The sequence below is a fragment of the Paraburkholderia solitsugae genome (assembly GCF_013177695.1).
GTDB lineage: Bacteria > Pseudomonadota > Gammaproteobacteria > Burkholderiales > Burkholderiaceae > Paraburkholderia > Paraburkholderia solitsugae.
Map to the genome: position 1 here is coordinate 1 of NZ_WOEY01000149.1, position 19,724 is coordinate 19,724.

Annotated in this window: 18 protein-coding genes; 4 read left to right on the forward strand and 14 right to left on the reverse strand. The window is 62.8% G+C overall.

What is annotated here, in order from left to right; genetic code table 11:
* Positions 1-458 precede the first annotated feature (458 nt).
* The 8 genes from GNZ12_RS37500 to phnS all read right to left on the reverse strand — a co-directional run bounded on the left by GNZ12_RS37500 (position 459) and on the right by phnS (position 8,653).
* On the reverse strand, positions 459-1,019 hold the full coding sequence (locus GNZ12_RS37500) for a phosphonate degradation HD-domain oxygenase (RefSeq protein WP_172317196.1): 561 nt from the start codon (positions 1,017-1,019) through the stop codon (positions 459-461).
* A gap of 4 nt (positions 1,020-1,023) precedes the next feature.
* On the reverse strand, positions 1,024-2,475 hold the full coding sequence (phnY, locus tag GNZ12_RS37505) for a phosphonoacetaldehyde dehydrogenase (protein ID WP_172317198.1): 1,452 nt from the start codon (positions 2,473-2,475) through the stop codon (positions 1,024-1,026).
* Positions 2,472-3,728 carry a phosphonoacetate hydrolase gene (phnA, locus tag GNZ12_RS37510; protein WP_172317200.1) on the reverse strand — a complete coding sequence of 419 codons (1,257 nt, stop codon included), beginning with the start codon at positions 3,726-3,728 and terminating at the stop codon, positions 2,472-2,474. Before phnA ends, phnY begins: the two co-directional genes overlap by 4 nt.
* A 57-nt stretch (positions 3,729-3,785) precedes the next feature.
* The gene (locus GNZ12_RS37515; RefSeq protein ID WP_172317202.1) at positions 3,786-4,520 is read right to left on the reverse strand and encodes a phosphonate utilization associated transcriptional regulator; all 735 of its coding nucleotides are present in this window, start codon (positions 4,518-4,520) and stop codon (positions 3,786-3,788) included.
* Between the two features lie 75 nt (positions 4,521-4,595).
* Complete coding sequence (phnV, locus tag GNZ12_RS37520) at positions 4,596-5,459, reverse strand: 2-aminoethylphosphonate ABC transport system, membrane component PhnV (protein WP_172317204.1); 864 nt, start codon at positions 5,457-5,459, stop codon at positions 4,596-4,598.
* A complete protein-coding gene (locus GNZ12_RS37525; protein ID WP_074287867.1) occupies positions 5,449-6,393 on the reverse strand; it encodes a 2-aminoethylphosphonate ABC transporter permease subunit in 945 nt (314 codons plus the stop codon). The genes phnV and GNZ12_RS37525 overlap by 11 nt, the downstream gene beginning before the upstream one ends.
* Positions 6,371-7,471: a 2-aminoethylphosphonate ABC transport system ATP-binding subunit PhnT gene (gene phnT / locus GNZ12_RS37530; protein WP_172317206.1), complete on the reverse strand. Its 1,101-nt coding sequence runs from the start codon at positions 7,469-7,471 to the stop codon at positions 6,371-6,373. Before phnT ends, GNZ12_RS37525 begins: the two co-directional genes overlap by 23 nt.
* Before the next feature lie 87 nt (positions 7,472-7,558).
* A complete protein-coding gene (gene phnS, locus GNZ12_RS37535; RefSeq protein WP_172317208.1) occupies positions 7,559-8,653 on the reverse strand; it encodes a 2-aminoethylphosphonate ABC transporter substrate-binding protein in 1,095 nt (364 codons plus the stop codon).
* 367 nt (positions 8,654-9,020) lie between these two features.
* Between phnS and GNZ12_RS37540 the strand changes: the two genes are divergently transcribed.
* The gene (locus GNZ12_RS37540; protein ID WP_407947761.1) at positions 9,021-10,133 is read left to right on the forward strand and encodes a 2-aminoethylphosphonate--pyruvate transaminase; all 1,113 of its coding nucleotides are present in this window, start codon (positions 9,021-9,023) and stop codon (positions 10,131-10,133) included.
* A gap of 90 nt (positions 10,134-10,223) precedes the next feature.
* On the opposite strand, the gene GNZ12_RS37545 is transcribed toward GNZ12_RS37540, so the two are convergent.
* A complete protein-coding gene (locus GNZ12_RS37545) occupies positions 10,224-10,979 on the reverse strand; it encodes a DeoR/GlpR family DNA-binding transcription regulator (protein WP_172317210.1) in 756 nt (251 codons plus the stop codon).
* 173 nt (positions 10,980-11,152) lie between these two features.
* Here GNZ12_RS37545 and GNZ12_RS37550 point away from each other — a divergent pair, with 173 nt between their 5' ends.
* On the forward strand, positions 11,153-12,709 hold the full coding sequence (locus tag GNZ12_RS37550; RefSeq protein WP_172317212.1) for an ABC1 kinase family protein: 1,557 nt from the start codon (positions 11,153-11,155) through the stop codon (positions 12,707-12,709).
* A gap of 137 nt (positions 12,710-12,846) precedes the next feature.
* Positions 12,847-13,719: a DMT family transporter gene (locus GNZ12_RS37555; RefSeq protein ID WP_172317214.1), complete on the forward strand. Its 873-nt coding sequence runs from the start codon at positions 12,847-12,849 to the stop codon at positions 13,717-13,719.
* Positions 13,720-13,812: 93 nt separating this feature from the next.
* On the opposite strand, the gene GNZ12_RS37560 is transcribed toward GNZ12_RS37555, so the two are convergent.
* Entirely contained in the window at positions 13,813-14,823 is a 1,011-nt protein-coding gene (locus GNZ12_RS37560; RefSeq protein WP_235994011.1) for a L,D-transpeptidase, read from the reverse strand.
* 413 nt (positions 14,824-15,236) lie between these two features.
* Here GNZ12_RS37560 and nadE point away from each other — a divergent pair, with 413 nt between their 5' ends.
* A complete protein-coding gene (gene nadE / locus GNZ12_RS37565; RefSeq protein WP_172317218.1) occupies positions 15,237-16,097 on the forward strand; it encodes an ammonia-dependent NAD(+) synthetase in 861 nt (286 codons plus the stop codon).
* A gap of 118 nt (positions 16,098-16,215) precedes the next feature.
* Here nadE and GNZ12_RS37570 read toward each other — a convergent pair whose 3' ends face one another.
* From GNZ12_RS37570 to GNZ12_RS37585, 4 genes are all read right to left on the reverse strand, one after another.
* Positions 16,216-16,485, reverse strand: coding sequence for an RNA-binding protein (locus tag GNZ12_RS37570; protein ID WP_172317220.1), 270 nt, complete (start codon positions 16,483-16,485; stop codon positions 16,216-16,218).
* 5 nt (positions 16,486-16,490) lie between these two features.
* Positions 16,491-16,637, reverse strand: a complete 147-nt coding sequence (locus GNZ12_RS37575) for a hypothetical protein (RefSeq protein ID WP_172317222.1) — start codon at positions 16,635-16,637, stop codon at positions 16,491-16,493.
* Positions 16,638-17,025: 388 nt separating this feature from the next.
* Positions 17,026-17,679: a hypothetical protein gene (locus GNZ12_RS37580; RefSeq protein WP_172317224.1), complete on the reverse strand. Its 654-nt coding sequence runs from the start codon at positions 17,677-17,679 to the stop codon at positions 17,026-17,028.
* A 247-nt stretch (positions 17,680-17,926) separates the two neighbouring features.
* Positions 17,927-19,594: a S10 family peptidase gene (locus tag GNZ12_RS37585; RefSeq protein WP_172317226.1), complete on the reverse strand. Its 1,668-nt coding sequence runs from the start codon at positions 19,592-19,594 to the stop codon at positions 17,927-17,929.
* Between the last annotated feature and the right edge of the window lie 130 nt (positions 19,595-19,724).

The following is a 19,724-nucleotide window of genomic DNA, read 5'->3' on the forward strand; positions in this document are numbered from 1 at the left end:
TGAGACTTGATACTTTCGCTTCCAGCAGACCCCGAAGGATCCACTGCGCGTCGCGCATCAAGCGCCCACACTTATCGGCTGTTAATTTTTAAAGATCGATTACGCATTCACTACCGAACCTGCACCGCTGTCGTCAACCTCACAACCACCCGGCACCGCTTCGTTCTGCGTCGCTGCATCAGCAGCAGAGAAACGAGATTATGGAGAACTTTCGCTACGTCGTCAACAGGTTTTTTTAACTTTCTCAACCCGCTCACTTCGCTGAAAGCCTTGCCACTCTGGCTCTCCCGCCTCCCGTGCCCCGGCGTCCGAAGCACGAAAGAGCGAGATTCTAGCGAGCCGGACCGTGTCTTGCAAGCGTTATTTTGATACGCATGGATTGCGCCAGAAATGGCGCGAAGATGGCTCAACACGTGGCACAACACACTCACCCAAAGGCCCGCCAAAAACCGCCTCGTTCAGGCGGCCGCGCGCCTTTGCATCACGCGCTCGACTACGTTCAAATAGTGATCGAGGCCCGGTGTCGCGCGGTTCTCTTCTTTTGCGCGATCGTCCCATTTGCGCAGGCGCAATGCGTCATCCGCGTAGGGCTTCTGCAAGAACGTCTCAGCCTCTTCCTTACTGAAGATGCCGCCTTGCAATTCCAGGCTCCGCACCGAATCGGCGGAAAGCTGGCCAAAATAAGCATCGTCGATGGCGCAAAGGCAGCGCTTGGCGTCGACGTGCAGCCGAATCGGCTCCAACACCGCGTCCGACAACACCGGCCGCAAGAACGGCAGCGCGAAATACTGATGCAGGTCGTCGATGCCCCGCTCCGTCGGCGTTTCACCTTGCAGATTCAACAGATGGCCGAGGTCGTGCAGAAACGCAGCGGCAACGAGTTCATCGTGAGCGCCCGCCTCCTCCGCCAACGCGCCGCTCTGCAACGCATGTTCAAGCTGGGTCACCGGCTCGCCGCTGTAGGCAAGATTGCCGTATTGCTCAAAAAGCGAACGGATGTCGTTCAGACTCAATGCCACGCTCTTACTCCCACGGTAATGAAAAAGTCTTCAGATTGGTGAAGCTCTTCATCGCTTCCTGAACGCCTTCCTTATAGCCAAGGCCGGAATCCTTGATGCCGCCGAACGGCGTCAGCTCGATCCGGTATCCCGGCACTTCCCATACGTTGACCGTCCCCACGCGCAACTCGTTGATGAAGCGCGTGATCGCGTCCTGCCGGTTCGTGCACACACCGGACGACAATCCGAACGGCGTCCCGTTACTAATACGAATGGCGTCGTCGAGCGTGTCGAAGGTAATGATCGGCGACACCGGGCCGAACGTTTCCTCGCGCACCAGCGTCATTGAAGGATCGACGCCATCGAGCACGGTCGGCGAGTAAAGCGCGCCGTTGCGCTGGTTGCCGATACGCAAGCGCGCGCCACTCGCGACCGCCTCGTTGACGCGCGCCTCGAATAGTTCTGCTGCAGCGACGTCGATCACGGTGCCCATCTGATTCGACGCGTCGAACGGATTGCCGTAGGTCCATGCACGCGTCTTCTCCACGACCAGATCGGTGAAGTCCGCCGCGATGCTCTTCTGCACCAGCATCCGCTTGACTGCAGTACACCGCTGCCCGGAGTTCTTATACGAGCCCTGCACGGCCAGGGTCGCCGCGCGTTCGAGGTCGGCGTCTTCGAGCACGATCAGCGGATCGTTGCCGCCCAGTTCCAGCACGACGCGCCGGTAAGCCGCCTTCGCCGCAATGTATTTGCCGATCGCCACGCCACCCGTGAAGGTCACGAGCTCCGCCAGAGGATGCGTGATCAGTTCGTCAGCGATTTCGCGCGGATCGCCGGTCAACACCTGCAGCATCGGCGTCGGCAAACCCGCTTCATAAAGAATGTCCGCCAGGTACAACGCCGACAAAGGCACTTTCTCCGACGGCTTCAGCACGACACGATTATTGGTTGCAACAGCCGGCGCAATCTTGTGCGCGACCTGGTTCATCGGATGGTTGAACGGCGTAATCGCGACAATCACACCCGCCAGCGGCTCGCGCTGCGAAAACACCCGCCGCTGCTTGCCATGCGGCGTCAAATCGCAGGAGAAGCTCTGGCCGTCGTCGCGCAAGGCTTCGATCGAGGCGAACTTGAAGACATCGGCGACGCGGCCGATCTCGTAGCGCGAATCCTGCTTCGACAAACCCGACTCGAGCGAAATCAGGTCCGAGGCCTCCTCGGTCCGCTCCCGCAGCAATGCCGCGGCGCGCTCGAGAATCTGCGAACGCTCGTAGCGCGTGAGCTTCGCCTGATACGCGGCGGCATATTCGAACGCGGCGCGCACGTCGTCGATGCTCGCCAACGGGACCGTGCCCACCCGCGTCCCCGTAAAAGGATCGAACACGTCGAGCGTGCGCGACCGTGCCGCGCGCTCGCCTTTGAGCCGCAGCGCTTCTGCGCGAAATGCCGGATGGTCCCGCAACACGGCGTTCATGATGCCGACACGTGATTCAACGCGACGTCGAAGATATCGAAGTTGCGCAACCGTTTACCAGCGGGCACTCCCTCGACACGCCGATTGAACAGCAGCGGCACTTCCTGCTCGGAAATACCGCCATGCGAACGCAATGGCACGGTTAGTCCGGACAGATCGTGCTCATCGCGACGCGTGCCGAGCGCCACATGCCGGGTACTGACCACGACGATATCGCCGACGCGGTCGTTCGGCAGCTCAAAGCGCTCGCACGCCGCGCCGTTGTCGAGCACGACCTCGATGCCTTGCAAGCCGCCGATCCGCTCGATCACCTGTGCGACGCTCACATCATGCGGCAGATAGATCGTCGCGAACGAACCGAGCGCGCCGTGATGCACGACATAGGGATCGGTAATCGGCAGAATCACACGCGCTTTCCCGTGCCCGAGCCAATCGTCCAGCACGTCCTGCAGATAGATGACATTCGGCTCGCCGGTCTGCGGATCGTGCTTGGCGTTCATGCCGTGGTCGGCGGTCAGGCCGATCACCCAGCCGAGTGCGTCGAGCTTCGCGAGATAGCCATCCATCATTGCGTAGAACGCGTTCGCGCCTTCGGTGCCCGGCGCCCATTTGTGCTGGATGTAATCGGTGGTCGACAGATACATCAGGTCGAGCTTGCGGGTCTCAGCAAGCCGTACGCCGGCAGCGAACACGAATTCGGACAGACCCGCGCTATAGACATCCGGCACCGGCAAACCGACCAGATCGAGCACTTCGTCGATGCCGTTTTCTTCGCGCGTCACCGTGTCGGCTTTTTCCGCTGAGAAACAGATGCCCTTCAATTGCCAGCCGAGCAAACGGCGCAGCTTGTCTTTCGCGGTGACCACGGCAACCGACGCGCCGGCTTCAGCAGCGGCCGCCAGCAAGGTCCCTGCGCGCAGATAGGCGGGATCGTTCATCATCACTTCCGCGCCTTCGCCGCCGTTCGCGTCCGGGTCCCAGAAGTAATTACCGCAAATGCCGTGCACCGAGGGCGGCACGCCGCACACGATCGACAGATTATTCGGGTTGGTGAACGACGGAATCACGCAGTCGCCCTTGAAGGCCGCGCCGCTTTTGAGCATCTTGCCGATGAAAGGCGCGACGCCCGCCGCGACCGCGGCTTCGAGGTAATCGTATTCGCAGCCGTCGACACACACCACGACGGTCGGTTGCGAGGGCAGCCGGTAGCTGCGGCCGTTGACGTCGATCGTATGTTCGCTTGGGTTTGCCATTGTTACCTTCCATGCATGGAGAGCACGCGTGCTCTAGTCAATCTGTTGCAACCAGTCTCAATCGTTCGATGCCGCCGACATCTGCACCGCGCCCAACAGCCCCGCCGGTTCGCACGCCTCACGCGCGCGCTGCAGGCCGCCGTTCACATGCGCGTGCATCAGCGCGGCGGCATGTTCGGCGTCGCGCGAGGCCAGCGCTGTCAGAATCGCGCGATGTTCGGCGAGCGAGCGCTCCATCGCATCGGCATGCACCACCAGCGCGGCACGGCGAAACAGGCTCAACTCGCTCACCAGCCTTCGGTACGTCTCGTACAGCTTGACGTTGCCCGACGCCGCCACGATCGCGTCGTGAAACGCCACATTGGCGCGCGCGTAAGCATCGTGATCCTGCGCGTCGAGCGCGGCGCGCATCGCGTCGACCCACTCGCGCAACACGGCAAGCTTCTGCGCATCGATACGCGAAGCCAGCATCCGGCACGCCGCTTCTTCAAGCACCGCGCGCACCACGTAAATCTCGTCCGCTTCCGCCAGTGAAACCGTCCGCACGAACACGCCACGGTTTTTTTCGGTGCGCACGAGGCCCGCTTGCTCCAGTGCGCGAAACGCCTCACGCACCGGCCCACGCGACACTTGCAGACGCGCGGCCCAGTCGGCTTCATTGAGTTTGTCGCCGGGCGCGATCGCCCCTTCGATGATGTGTCGTTCGATTTCGTCGCGGACCAGCGTCGTCAGCGAATGCCTGCGCACAACCTCAATCGGATCGACAGAAGCAGTTTGCATATATTCGGTCATTTTGACAAATTTCGCCACATCGATATGAGTTTGCGCGCCGTATGGCACGCAAACACAACCATCAAAAGATACGTGTCAGTCTGCCCGACGGCGCGGGACACGCGCCGCGATCAGCAGCAGCGCGGCCAGCGAGACCATCAGCAGAATCAGCGACAACGCGGAGGCCGGCAGGTAATAACCACGCTCCACCTGCCCGACCACAACGATCGGCACCGTCGCAAAGCCTGGCGGGTACACGGTGAGCGTGGCGCCGAGTTCGCCGAGCGAAAGCGCGAAGCCGAGTGCGAGACTCGCGCGGATCGCCGGCACCAGTTGCGGCAGCACGACGCGCCGCAGCACCATCGACGGCGGCGCACCGAGGCTCGCTGCCGCTTCGCGCAGAATGGTCAATTCCGGACGCAACGCGGCAGCCGCGCATCGGTAGCAGAACGGCAACACCAACGCGAGCTGCACAAAGACGACGATAGCCGCCGAGCTCGAGAGATCGAACGGCCGCTTGTGGTACGCAATCAGCACGGCCAGCCCGAGCACCACGCTCGGTACGCCATTGGGCATCATTGCGATGGTGTCCACGAGCGCGCCGAGACCACGCCGGTCGCGTCCTTCGAGCGCCAGCGCCAGCCACAGCCCGATAATCGTGCCGAGCACGGCAACGCCCATGCCGATTCCGAGGCTCGTCGTCAACGCGTCGAAGTCGCTGGAACCCAGCCGTTCGAACCAGCGCATGCTGAGGCTGTCCGGCAGGATCGTGCCCGACCAGTGCCCGGCCACGCTTGATAGCGCGACCACCAGCACCGGCAAGACGAACAGCCAGAAGCACAGCAACGCGGCAAAGCCGAGAAACAGGCCGCCTAACATCCGCACCAGCAGGCTGTGCCGGACCGGCCGCGCCTTCTTGTGCATGACCGGCAAAACGGTCGGGTCGAGTTCAACGGCCATGGCCCGCTCCTTTCACCTTGCGACGGTTGACCTGTCGGTACAACGCGTACAGCGACAAAGACATGATCAGCATCACGACCGCGCCGGCGGCGGCGGTCGGCAGATCGAGGTCGACGGTCGCGGAACTGTAGATCGCGACCGGCAGCGTAATCAGATGCGCGCTACCGAGCACGAGCAGAATGCCGAACTCGTTCAACGTCAGCAGAAAACACAGGATCGTGCCCGCGGCGATACCCGGCCACGCGAGCGGCAGGATCACCTTGTACGCGACCATCCAACCGCTTGCGCCGAGACTGCGGGCGGCTTCGATCAACCGCATGTCGAGCGTGGCGAACGACGCCAGCGTCGGACGCACGACGAACGGTGCGTAGAAGACCACTTCCGCGAGAATCACCCCGCCCACGCCGAACAGGAAATTGAGCGGCGGCGCCTCGAGATGAAACAGCCGCTGCAAGGCAATGCTGACCGAGCCTTGCGAGCCGTACAGAAAGATCAGCGTGAACGCCACCAGAAACGACGGAAAGGCGACGAACAGTTCGAGAAAGCGCGTGATCATCCGCGCGCCGGGAAACGGCTTGAAGAACAATAGCGACGCCAACGCGACGCCGAGCAAGGACGCGAGCCCCGCGCTGACGAACAGGATCCATAGCGTCGTGCCCACTACGCCGCGCGTCTCCGGGTTACCGAAGAACGTCGAGTACGCTTGCAGACTCAAACCGTGCTGGCCGGTCAAACTCAATAGCACCAGCCGCACCAGCGGATAAATGACGAGCGGACCGAGTACGACTACCGCGATGAACAGCAGATGCCATTGCGCGGCGCGTTCGCGGCGCTTCACCGAGGCCGTATGCGCCGCGGCGCTGGCGGCCCGGCGAGCGTCGGCGGCAGCGGCGCTGAGCGAATTGGGGGTATCAGGGGTTGATAAGGACGACATCGTCAGCCTCATAACGCAGGGAAACACGCGCGCCCTTCTCCGGCATCATGCCGTTGCCGCGCTGCGTGGTGACGAGCACCGGCTCGTTGGGCATCGCGTCCAGAGCGACCGACACCGACAGCACCGCGCCGTACCATTCGACCGACGTAATCGCGCCATGCAACTGGCCTTCGCCGAGCGGGACGATACGCAGCGCCTCCGGACGCAGACACGCGACCCGCTCACGCTCGTTATAGTGCACGTCGCCCATGCTGAATGCGACCTGCGGCGGCAACAGATTGGCCGCGCCCAGATAGCGCGCGACAAAACCGTCGTTCGGCGTGTCGTACAACTGTTGCGGCGTGCCGAGCTGCGCGATGCGGCCTTCGCGCATCAGCAGCGTGCGGTCGGACAGCACCAGCGCGTCGTCCTGATCGTGCGTCACGCAGACGATCGTCAAATTCGGCAGGCGCTCATGCAGCGCCTTCAGTTCGGAACGCACCGAGGCGCGTAGATTGGCGTCGAGTGCGGAAAGCGGTTCGTCGAGCAACAGCACATCGGGCTCGATCACGAGCGCGCGCGCCAAGGCCACACGCTGCTGCATGCCACCCGACAATTGCGCGGGCATGTGATGCCCGGCGTCGCCCAGTTGCACGAGCTTCAAGGCATCGGCAACCCGTCGCGCGACATCCTTCGACGGCGTGCGGCGCGCGCGCAACCCGAAAGCCACGTTGTCGAACACCGACAGATGCGGAAACAGCGCATAGCTCTGAAACAGCAAGCCGAGATTGCGCTTATGCGGCGGCACATGCGTCAGGTCGTGACCGGCAACAGTCAGCGTACCGGACAGTCCGTCCGCTTCAATGAACCCGGCGATGAAGCGCAACAGCGTGGTCTTGCCGCAACCGCTGCGGCCGAGCACGGTGAGCAATTCACCGCGCTGAATGGTCAGCGACAGATCGTCGAGCACGGTGCGCGTTCCGAAGCGCACCGTCAGATGGTCGATCTGCACGCCGCCCGGCGTGTTCGAACGCGCGGCGTCGAGCGCGTCCGGTGAGGCGCCGAGCGCGCCTGGGTGAGCAAGACTGGCCGTATTCACCGGGTTCATCCTCCAACTAGATTAATGCTGATACGGCGCCTCGCGCGAATGCAGGGGGCGCCGCCTGACTCAATTACGAACTGCTGCTTACTGCGCCGGCTTGACCACTTCGATCTGCTTGCCCGACGAACCGATCACATCGCTCTTCCAACGCGCCGTCCAGTCAGCCTTCTTCGCCATCACTTGCGTCCAGTCCACCGGGATCAGCGTCACGCCGGCGATCGCCTTCTTGACTGCTTCACCGTTCTTGCCGGCGAGCGGCACGTCGGTACGGCCCGGGATACCGAAGATGTCCGGCACCTTGGATTGCACGTCGGTCGACATCAGGTAGTCGATCAATTTCTTGCCTTCTGCCTGGTTCGGGCCGTTCTTGATCAGGCCGATCGCGTACGGCAGCTGGAACGTAGTCGGCTTGCCGCCGGCGCTGGCTGCGAGGAAGATTGGCTTGAGCGACAGACCGCCGTTCGCTGCATCGTCCAGATCCATCTGCAGGTCGCCGTTAGCGAAGGCGATTTCGTTACGCGAGAGCAGCACGTCGAGGTAGCCGGTGCCCTTGGTGTGGAACTTGGCGCTCTCTTCGAGCTTCTTCAGATAGTCGAACGCCTTGTCTTCACCCATCAGCGACGTGGTCAGGATGATCACGGCCATACCGTCGCCAGCCGTGGCCGGGTTCGAGTAGGCGACCTTGCCGGTGTAATCCGGATGCAGCAGGTCGGCGAACGTCTTCGGCTGGTTCTTCGTGACGTCCGGGTTGATCGCGAACGAGAAGTAGTTGTTCACGAAGGTCGCCCATGCACCGTTCGGCGCCTTGGCGATCGCCGGCACGTTCTTGTAGTTGGCGCTCTGATACGCCTGCAGCAGGCCGCTCTGGTCGGCTTGCTGGATGAACGGCGGCAACGTGACGATCACGTCGGCCTTCGGCTGATCCTTCTCGATGGTGGCGCGGTTCACCACTTCACCGCTACCTGCCGTGACGATGTTGACCTTCACGCCTTCCTTCTTTTCGAAGGCCGGCAGCACATCCTTATAGAGGTTTTCGAGGCCGTCGGCGGTGTACAGCACCACTGCGTCAGCCGCATGGGCCTGCATCGCCGTGCCGCCGAACGCTGCAGCGGCGATCAGCGCCGGCAACAGTTTGCGTGCGAGGCCAGCCGTGGCGTGAAGGGAATTCGTCTTTGTCATGTCGCTCTCTCCGAAAGGCAAAAAACCAGACGGTCGGGATAACCCGATACCTGTTGTGATTGAACGGCGGTAGCGCCGTGCCGCTTGCGTGTTGCGTGTTGCCCGCGGCCAGTTGTCGTGCAGTTTCGTACAGATTGCAGATTGCCGACAACTTTGCCGCTTCTTCTCCAGCCTGACTTACAGCTCACCTACGCGTCGCGCTGCCTGCCATGCCTGATCGGGCACAGCAAGGATCACAGGTTTCCATGACAACGCCATGACTATTCTGTCTAATTCCAAAAAATGACACAATTCGCCAATAATATCCAAGTCAATCTGTTCTTCGCCCTGACCGGGCAACGAACATTCATCTGATGACGGAGGCTGTGTGATCCTTGGAAACGACCCCATCCTGCTGACCCCGGGCCCGCTCACCACCTCGCCGCAAACTCGCGAAGCCATGCTACGCGACTGGGGATCGTGGGACGCCGCGTTCAACCGTATGACCCATAGCGTATGCGCCGACCTCGTGAAAATCGTACATGGCGAAAATGACTATGTATGTGTGCCGCTTCAAGGCAGCGGCACGTTCGCGGTTGAAGCGGCGCTGGGTACGCTGGTGCCACGTCAAGGCTGTGTGCTGGTTCCGAACAACGGCGCGTACTGTACCCGTCTGATCCGAATATTGCAGCGAATGGGGATCGCTTACGACGAACTGGCGCTACGCGAAGACGAACCGGTCAGCGCCGCGGCCATCGAAGACGCCTTCAATCGCAACTCCCGCATCAGCCACGTCGCTCAGGTCCATCTGGAAACGAGCGCGGGTCTGCTCAATCCGCTCGACGATATCGCCGCGGTGTGTCAGCGGCACGGCAAGAGCCTGATCGTGGACGCGATGAGTTCGTTCGGCGCACTGCCGATCGATTTGCGTCGCGGCGGCATCGACGCGCTGATCTCGGCGAGCGGCAAGTGCCTGGAAGGCGTGCCGGGGATGGGATTTGTGATTGTGCGGCGCAGCGTACTGGAGCAGAGCGAAGGACGTTCGCCGTCGCTTGCGCTGGATCTGCACGACCAATACGTCTATATGCAGAAGACGACGCAGTGGCGCTTCACGCCGCCGACTCATGTGGTCGCTGCTTTGCGTCAAGCGCTCGATCAGTTCATCGCGGAAGGGGGGCAAGCCGCGCGCGGCGCACGCTACACGCAGAACTGGGCGGCGCTAGTAAGTGGCATGAAAGCGCTCGGCTTCGAGCCGTTCCTGAGGCCTGACGTGCAAGTGCCGGTGATCGTCACGTTCCGCGCGCCGCGCGACCCGGCGTGGAATTTTGCGGACTTTTACGCTGCGGTGCGCGACGCCGGTTACGTGCTGTATCCGGGCAAGCTCACGCAAGTGGACACCTTCCGCGTGGGTTGCATCGGCGCAATCGAGGCGAACGAACTGCATAACGCGGTGGCCGCGATCGGTCGCACGCTGCAACGGCTTGGGATTCGCGTGAAGTGACGTGGACGCCGCGGAACACCCGCGGTGCACGAGATGCACAGGGCGCTGCCTCATGCTTTCATGCGCTCCGGCCATCAGCCGCCCGGGTGCTCAGGCGATCAGGATTTCCGGCCCATGCGCCGTGATCGCCTTGGCGAGCGTTTTCTCCGGCGCCAATTCGGTCACCAGATAACGCGCCGACTCGATGCCGTTGATGCGCACGGGCGTCACGCGCCCGAACTTCGAGTGGTCGGCGACTATTACCACCATGTCGGCGGCGGCGATCATGCGGCTGCGCACTTCAGCCGCCATGCGGCTGTAGTCGGTCAGATAGCCGTCCGGCGAGATGCCGCCCGCACCGATGAAGGCGAAGTCCGCGTGGTACTGCGTCAACTGATGAATCGTGTCGAGCCCGAAGGTAGCGTCTTCGATATCCGATAGTTCGCCGCCGAGTAGCGTCACGCGGTTATCGTTGCGGCGGCCGAGCAGCAGCGCGATACGCCAGTCGTTCGTATAGACCGACAGGCGATGCCGGTCGAGCAGCGCCCGGGCCACCGCTTGCGTGGTGCTGCCCGAGTCGATGACCAGCGAGGCGCCGTCCGGCACGAACTCGGCCGCGCGTTCGCCGATCGCCCGCTTGGCGCTGGCGTTGGCGGCTTCGCGGGTATCGAGGTCGGGCTCGCGCCGGTCGCTGGACAGCGCGCCGCCGTGGGTCGTGACCAGCAAGCCGCGCCCGGCCAGCGCATTCAGATCGCGGCGGATCGTCTCGCGCGACACGTTCAGTTCGCGCACCAGTTCAGCAACCGAGAGCGCGCCGGTTTTGGCGACTTGCGCCAGGATGTATTGGTGACGTTGTTCTGCGAGCATCTGATGAGGGCCGGAAGCCGGCACGCTTGGGTTTCGCCACGGTTGAAAGGCCGGCGTATTGTATTACGCGCGGCGCGGGGATGCTCCTCTTGCCGCGCTTACCTGCTAACCTGAATGCCCTGGCTGCGCGCCGACGCCCGTCGATGCCGTGTAGTCCATCAACCGAACTGCCGATGCCGCCACTGTTTCGCCGTTTACTGCTGCTGTTCCACGCGTTGCGTTATGGCGCTCGCCTGTTCTGGCTTGCCGCCCCGCCTGACCACAAACTGCATTGGATAATCGATCTGGTCGGCCGCGTGCATGCGTCCGGGCGCGGCGAGAGCCTGCACGGCGTGCTGCCCGCGCTCGGGCCACTCGCGAGCCGCTTCGCGCAGACACTGGCTGAACGGCCCGAACTCGCGACCGGCACCCTGCACGACGCCATCGACGCGATCGACCATCTCGAAGCCCCGCTGCCGCCGCAGGAATCCGAACAGGCCTTGGCACGCGCATTCGGCCGGCCGCTCGCCACGATCTTCAGCGCGGTCGATCTGGTGCCCGTGCGCGGCGGCTTTGCCGAACAGACGCACTTCGCGCGGCTCCTCGTGCCGGTCAACGGCCGTAGCGAAGTGGCCATCAAGCTGGTGCGCGCCGATCAGTTGCAACAGATCGGCGACGAACTCGCGCTGTTGCGCTGGGTCGCGCGCTGGCTGGAGAAGCTTTCCGGCTCTGCCCGCCGCCTGCAACTGCGTACGCTGGCGCAGACTTTCACTGACGACATCCTGCGCCGCTTCGATCTGCGCGCCGAAGCCGCCAATCTGAGCCAGACCGGCCATCATTTCGACGGCGACGCGCGCATCGTCGTGCCGGATGTGATCTGGGATCTCTGCACCAACTACACGCTGACGATGCAACGCGTCAGCACCTTGGCCGCAAGCGACCTGCCCGGCCTGCATGCGCATCACATCAAGCTCGCGCCGCTGGCCGCGCATATCGTCGAGGTGGTGACTGAACAGGCGTTCGAGCACGGTTTTTTTCACGCGACGCTCGATGCGCGCCGGGTGCGCGTGAGCATCGAACCCGACACGCTGGGACGCCTTGTGCTGGCGGAGTTTTCGATCATGTCGAGTCTGTCGACCGACGAGCGCGAATTCTTCGTGCACGGCGCGACTGCGCTGTTCAACCAGGACTACGGCCGGCTTGCCGAACTGCATCGCGATGCCGGGCATGTGCCGCACGACACGCGCGCGGAGATGCTCGAAGCCGAGTTGCGCATACGCGCCGAAGCGCACTTCGCGGCCGAGCCGGAAGACCGGTCGGCGGGCTCGCTATTTCATCATCTGCTGCACGCGGTGCATCCCTTCGACGGCGCCGTGTCTGGCCGCCTCGCCACCGCGCAGCGCTCGTTCCAGCAAGCGGAAATGCTGGCGCGCGCGCTGCATCCGGGCGTCGATACGTGGAATGTCGCACGCGGTGTGCTGGCGGGGATTGCGCGGCGCGATATGGATCACCGCGGCTGGATCAAACATATCGCGCGCGAGTTGCCGCATTTGGCGCATATGCTGCCGCGCGTGCCGCAACTGGCCGTGCGCTACCTGCAGCATGAGCACGATCGCGCCCGCACACCGCAGCAGAATGCCCAGTTGTTACTGGATATCAGCCTTGAATATCGGCGTACGCGCAGGCTGCTGTGGGCATGCGCGCTGTGCGGCGGCGTGCTCGGCGCGGGGACGGTATTGTTGATGTGGTGATACCAGGGACGCCGTGGACGCTCCGAGGCGCGGTTCGGGCAATTCGCCATTGAGCCCGTACCGGCGATTGCAGCTTCGAACAAGACGCACTTCGCGTGTCCTGGCAAGATGGCGGCTTTTCACGCCACCCGTCTCCGATGCTCGCTTCCTCAATCGCCGCCGTATTCGTCGTGTTGTGGTCGACCGGTTTCGTGGTCGCCCGGGCGATCACCCCCTATGCCGATCCCAATCTGTTCCTGCTTGCGCGCTTTGGCGGCACCGCGCTGATATTCGCGCTTGCCGCGCTCGCCACACGCGCCGCGTGGCCAACCGGCCGCGATCTCAGCAAGCATCTGCTCGCGGGCGCGCTGCTGCAAGGTGTCTATCTCGGCGCGGGCTACTGGGCCGTCGCGCAAGGCTTGAGCGCAGGTGTCATGGCCTTGCTCGGCGCGCTGCAACCACTCGCCACTGCTGCCGTCGCCGCGCCGCTATTTGGCGAGCGCCTGTCGCGGCGCGGCTGGACCGGTATGGCGCTCGGCCTCGCCGGTGTCGTGCTGGTCCTCGAACCGAAACTCGCCGCGGCCGCGCCGTCCACTTCGCATGGCAACGCGCCGCCGTGGCTGATCGTGTTCATTTCGATCGTCGCGATCGGCGCGATCACCGCGGGCACGCTGTTTCAGAAGACCTCGCTGGCGAAAGCCGATATCCGCAGCGCAAGCGCGGTGCAGAATGTCGGCGCGGCGGTGATTGCGGCGATTCTTGCGCTGGTGCTCGGCGAGCATCGCTGGATTGCATCGGCCACGTTGTGGGGGTCGCTTGCGTGGGGCATCGTGATGCTGTCCGGGATCAGCGTCACCTTACTGGTGTGGATGGTCAGGCGCGGCGATGCTGCGCGCGCCACCGCGCTGATGTTTCTCGCGCCGCCGCTCGCTGCGCTCGAAGGATATGTCGGCTTCGGCGAAACGCTGCTGCCGGTGCAGATCGCGGGATTTGCGGTAGCCCTGATCGGCGTGCTGCTGGCCCGGTCGTGAGCGGTTGACCGGCGCACGCCAGCCTGCGTCGGTCAATGCGCGAACGCCGCCAGCTCGATATTGGCTCGACACCCTCGCCCCTCAACCCGTGGATCAATCCGCCGTATCGGCGCCGGCCGGTACTTTTGCGCGCACTTTGCTGCCCGGGGCCGGTGCCCAGGCCGGGCGGCTCTTGCGTTCCGAATCCACCACGACGATGTAGCGCCCCGCCCATGGGGTCACCTGGCGATCGCTTTTCAACACCCACAGCGATTTGCCGGACTCGACGAGCGCTGCATATTCAGCGTCGAGAATGCCGTAGTGGTCGAGGAAAGCATTGAGCGACGCGGGAATCCGCACGCAGCCCTTCGAATGGCGAATACCGAGCAGCGGCTCGAGCCGGTCCGGGTCGGTGGCGTGCATCTGGAAACGCATCTGCGACATGCCGCCCTTGCCCCAACCACGCTCGCCCTGCGCCCAGCCAAGGTCGAAGATCCGCATGTCGCGCTTGCCGTAGCCGCGAATGTGGTTCTCGTTCAGCGTGCCTTCAGAACGAAAGTCCATGTTGGACGGCGTATGTTCGAACACGCCAAGCGGCGTGATGAAGTGGTCGTACTCGCCGGGCCGCCCGGTGGAGACCGGCGACGCACCGATCATCTGCCAGCTATCGGACGGGGTCGCCCGGAAATAGATGAACAGCGCCTGCACGTTGGCATTGCGGTCCACCATCACGACATACTCGCCCGACAGGTTGCCGAGCATGTTCTCGCCGAGCGCCGTTTGCAGGCGGTCAGCATAGGCGCGCTGCTCCGCAGCCGGCACTTTCAGCCGACGCGTCACTTCTTGTGCGAACACGCCCCGTAGCAGGAACGCGCGGCGCGGGTCGACCACGCCGGCCGCATCGGGCGCGGCAACGGCCGACGCATTGCCGGCGGGCGCCGGGTGGGCCGCCGCTAGAGATGCCGATGCCCGCGCGGTCGTGGTGCCCGCAGCCGGCGCCGTGCCCGACGCCGCAATCGCGACGCCACATGACACCGCGCAAAAGACCGCCCCCAACGCGCGCGTCAGATTGCGTACTGAACGAACTGCGCGCGCGGAACACGGCGCAGAGAGTAAATCCGACATACACACTACTTCGCTTCGACGATCTACCGATGCGGAAGTACTGCGATCCGGTCCAGGCTGGCTAGGCCAATTAGGGTAGTTCATCGCGTATTTGAGCAAACCTGATTATTATTGACTGCTCGCCGGCTCATGCGGCGCTCGGAACGAGGATGTTACTAAGCACATTAGCATCTGTCGATGAAGAATCGGCCAATTCACCCCTATCACCCTGGACCGGCAATATTTAACGCTCTGCGCAGCGCTTTAAAAGCAGCACAAAGTGCATTTAAAGCCAATAGCCGCGATAAAACCGCGGGACTGATTCGCCACATCATGCCCGCAGAGCCGGTCTGTTCGTGGGCCGGCCGCTCGTGCCATTCGTGCGAGCGTTCACGGCCGACACCCGCGCCATCGCACACTGAGGAAAGAGGAACATGACGCAACAAGACCCAGCCGCACGCCAGGCAAGCATCGTAGCGGAAATGCACGTTGCCGCCGAATTCGACGCCACGCAGGAAATCGAGCGCCGGGTCGCTTTTCTGGCGAACTATCTGCGCAGCAGCGGCCTGAAAACCTATGTGCTCGGCATCAGCGGCGGTGTCGATTCGACGACCGCCGGGCGGCTTGCGCAACTCGCGGTCGAACGGCTGCGCGCCGAGCATTACGACGCGCGTTTCATCGCGATCCGCTTACCCTACGGCGTGCAAAAAGATGAAGCCGACGCACAGCAGGCCTTGAGTTTCATTCGTGCGGACGAAAATCTCACCATCGATATCAAACCCGCCGCCGATGCGATGCTCGCCGCGCTGGATAACAGTGGCATGCGATTTAACGACGACTCACAGCAGGATTTCATTCAAGGCAATATCAAGGCACGGCAGCGAATGATCGCGCAATACGCGGTAGCCGGCGCCCGAGCCGGTGTGGTGATCGGCACGGACCACGCGGCCGAATCGGTGATGGGATTTTTCACGAAGTTCGGCGACGGCGGCGCCGATGTGCTGCCGCTCACCGGCCTGAACAAACGCCGTGTGCGGGCACTCTCCAAAGCCTTGGGCGCACCCGAAGTGCTGGCCCACAAGGTACCGACCGCCGACCTGGAAATGTTGCGCCCACAACGACCGGACGAAGACGCGTACGGCATCCCTTACGACGATATTGACGACTTTCTGGAAGGCAAACCCGTGAGCGACGCCGCGCGCGAGACGGTCTTGCGCTTCTACGATGTCACGCGGCACAAGCGGGCGTTGCCCTACACGCCGTTCGATTGGCCGGTGAAGGCAAACGGGAAATGAGAGAGGGAATGTCACAACCAGAATGCGCGGGGAGGATGCGCGTCGGGAATGCGCCAGACGCCGCGTGTTCTTCTCAATAGACGCAGTCGACGCCTGCGGCAGACGCGGCGGCGAGAGCTCAGTGAGCAGGCGGCGACGTATCGTCGCTAAACAGATCGGCGCTCGCCTCGAGCATCAGGCCGCCCAAATGCTTGCCGTGAATCTGCCGCGCGATCACCTCGCCCACATACGGCACTTCCGCGTTCAACTCGACCGTGGCGTAGGCGCTGGGTTTCCCGGCGTCGACCACCTCGACGTGTTTCGCGTAATGCCCAAGCTCACGCTTGAGAAATTCCCGCACTTCCTGTTCGCTGCACGATTCCGCGATATTGCGCACGATCAGGTTCATGCCGCCTACCCTCGGCGCGTACTGCGATCCGCGGCCTGCACGCGCACCGGGCGCAGCGCGGCACGCTGTTTCGCCTGAGCAGCCGCGAGTTGGCGGATCAATGCAGCACCGGCCGCACCCAAAGCAGCCAATGTCAGATAGAAGGCAACCATTTAAATCTCCCCTTCGAAATTCGTCCTGTTTTCAGGATAGCCACAATCGACAACAAAAGCGATGCGACACAACGTCGTAAAAACGGACTTTAAAACGTCCGTTAATGCACTGTACCTGAATAAGCAGCGGTAAAAATAGCAAAACACATGTTCATTCAGTGGTGCAGGCCCGGTACATGCCCAGACGCGGACGCTGGACGCAAAAACCGGACCACGACATGCATCGCCACGGGCATCCTGCGGGGGACGTGCGCAAAGGGCGGGCTGATCGTCGGGATCAGTCCGTCGCTTGCACGTTGGCCGCGCTCACCCACCACGCATTCTTGCCTTGCGGCACGTGAACCAGCACCGCAGACGGAACTTCGACGCAGGCGAAGATCGGCGCGCCTCATGGCGCGCTGTCGCGACCGTCACCTCGCCCGTTGCTGTCGCCGGTCGCGACATCGAGACGGCTCACGTCGCAAGACGTCTGGCTGAAACCTGAATAGACCACCGACCAGTTACCGACAATCGCGGCTTGCGCCTCCGCGAGGCTCAGTTTCCCTTCGCAAACGCAGCGTTTGAGCATGACCGCGGCGCGCGCCTTGCGACGCTCGCCCTGCTGGCCTGCCCACGGCAGAACGTCGAGATTGGAGAGCGCATTCGGCGAGCCGCCGAGCACAATGGGCACGCGCCTGTCCAGCGCGAAAGTGGGACCGCTGTCGGCATCGATGCCGCGCTCGGCAAGCATGCGCGCCTTGTGTGCCATCAGTTCGTCGAACGGCGGTGCAACCGTGTCCGCGTAACCGGGTCGGCAAATCGTGTCGCTGACCGACTCTTGCGTAACGCGCTCGTCGAGCATCGCTGAATCCTGAGCGCGGGCCTCACCGACGCGCAATACAAGTGCCGCGGCGAAGCCGAGCAGGAAGGCAACGCGCAACTTGCGGGCAGGACGCGCGGCGCCGCACCGGCGCGCGAGCGTTGGTGGAATCGCTTGATAGGTACGGCTGGTTGCGTCGCTGGAATGGATGATGCGGCGCCTGTCTGCAATGCCTACGTTCATTCGTCGGCGCGCCGGCAGCGGCGCGCAATAGTTCAATTCTCAGACAATTAAAACACATCCAATATTTCTGCGTGAAGAAGCCGCACTGGCGCAAATTGGCGCGGATGCATCCAGATGCGCTCGCAGGTGTCGGCCGGTGCGGTCTTGCCGTGCACGCATACACCTTGCAAGACCGCGCCGAACCCCAGGATAAAGATAGCGCCGCTGTTGGCACGCCGCTCACGCACCGCGCCAACAGCACGCTACATCAACCGGGTTTCGCCACCTGAACCCGAGCCTGCAAGGCGCGGATACGCCCGAGCGCCTGAGTATTGGACACCGTCGCATCATACATCTTGGCGAGATCCGCCTTGAGCGCGGTACGCGAGCCGCCGTCGAGATAGACCATGTGCCCCGACGGATAAAAACGCGCCGACAGATTCAGCCGGACCTGCTGGCTGACAAGCGGCATTTGCTGCAGATCGAGCACGGTCTGATAGAACGGTGTGACGTAGTCGAAGAAACCGTTCGCCGACAGCACCTTCAGGTCAGGATTGAGCGCCATCACGGCAGCAAGATCGCCGGCGGTGTACAGAATGATGTTGCCCTTCGCATCGAGCCCCTTCTGTGCGCCGGTCGGATCGATGTGGCTGAAGTCCCAATACTGGAATGCCTGATCGTTGAGGTCCGTGAACGCCGAATTCGACGTGTATTTCAACTGCTCGTTCAGGTACACGTTCCACATCGTCGTGTAGACGCCGGTCACCGCCGTCATGGTCGGATCGTTGCCGCCGGAATTCGGGTCGATCTTGCCGGCGATGCCAGTGTTGATCGCCGTCACGCGGCCGTCGTACTCGCCGAGCGCGAGGCCCTGCGATTTCAGCAACGTGGTCAGGAACAGCGAATTGCCGCGGCTGTCGTACGACGCGATATCGAGGCTCCAGGCGAGCAAGGTGGTTTTGTCGATACCGGTGTATTCGCTCAGCTTTTCGACCGTTGCGGAATCGGTAGTCGGAAACTTGCGCAGCGCCGCCAGATAGTCGGTGCGCGCGAATTGCGCCACTTCTTCGGCAAACGTGCCCAGGTCGGTCGGCCGCGGCGCAATGCCGAGTTTCTTGTGATACCACGCGTCCGAGGCGGCTGTGGGCAGCGCGCCGACCGGGTTGCCGGATTGCGTGTAATCGAGAATGGACGATTGCAGCGTGATGCCGTTCAGATCGACGCCGTCTTCATGCAGCCGGTACGCCAGCACGCAACTGCGTGCCGTGCCGTAAGACTCGCCGAACAGGTACTTCGGCGAATTCCAGCGATTGTTTTTGGTAAGAAAACGCTTGATGAACTGCTTGATCGAGTCTGCGTCCTGGTCGACACCCCAGAAGGCGCGGTTCGTCTTCGGCGCAATGGCCGCGGAGTAGCCCGTGCCGACCGGATTGATAAAGACGAGGTCGCTCTTGTCGAGCAGACTATCCGGGTTGTCTTCCATCGAATACGGCGCGGGCGGCGTAAAGCCCGGCATCGACGTCTTGATGCGGCGCGGCGCGAACGAGCCCAGCAGCACGAACACCGAAGACGAACCCGGACCGCCGTTGTAGAAGAACGTCACCGGGCGGGTGTCCTCCTTCTGATTGTCCTGCGTGAACGCGACGTAGAACATCTTGGCTTCAGGCTGCGAACTGCTCGGGTCGACAATCACGAGGTGACCCGCCGTCGCCGTGTAGTTGATTTTCTGGCCGCCGATCACGATCGAATGATGCGTCACCGCGGCCGTTTCAGTGGTATCGGTCACGGAATCGTCCGGCCCGTTGCCATAAGCAACCGGATCGAAGAACGGCTGATCGCCTGCTTTGTGCGACGCGCCGGCGGCAACCGTTGCGGGTGCAGCATGCGTGTTGTGTGAAGACTGCGGACTAACGGAAGCTGACTCGGTGTTCGTCATGATCGCTCCATGGGTTCGTTAACGTCTTGAAGTGTCTTGGTGTCTCTTGTGTGTCCTGCGTTACCTGCGTCTCTTGAAGCCATGCACCCTACCGCCTGCGGCCTGAAAGCGGCGCACCGTGGGACAAGCG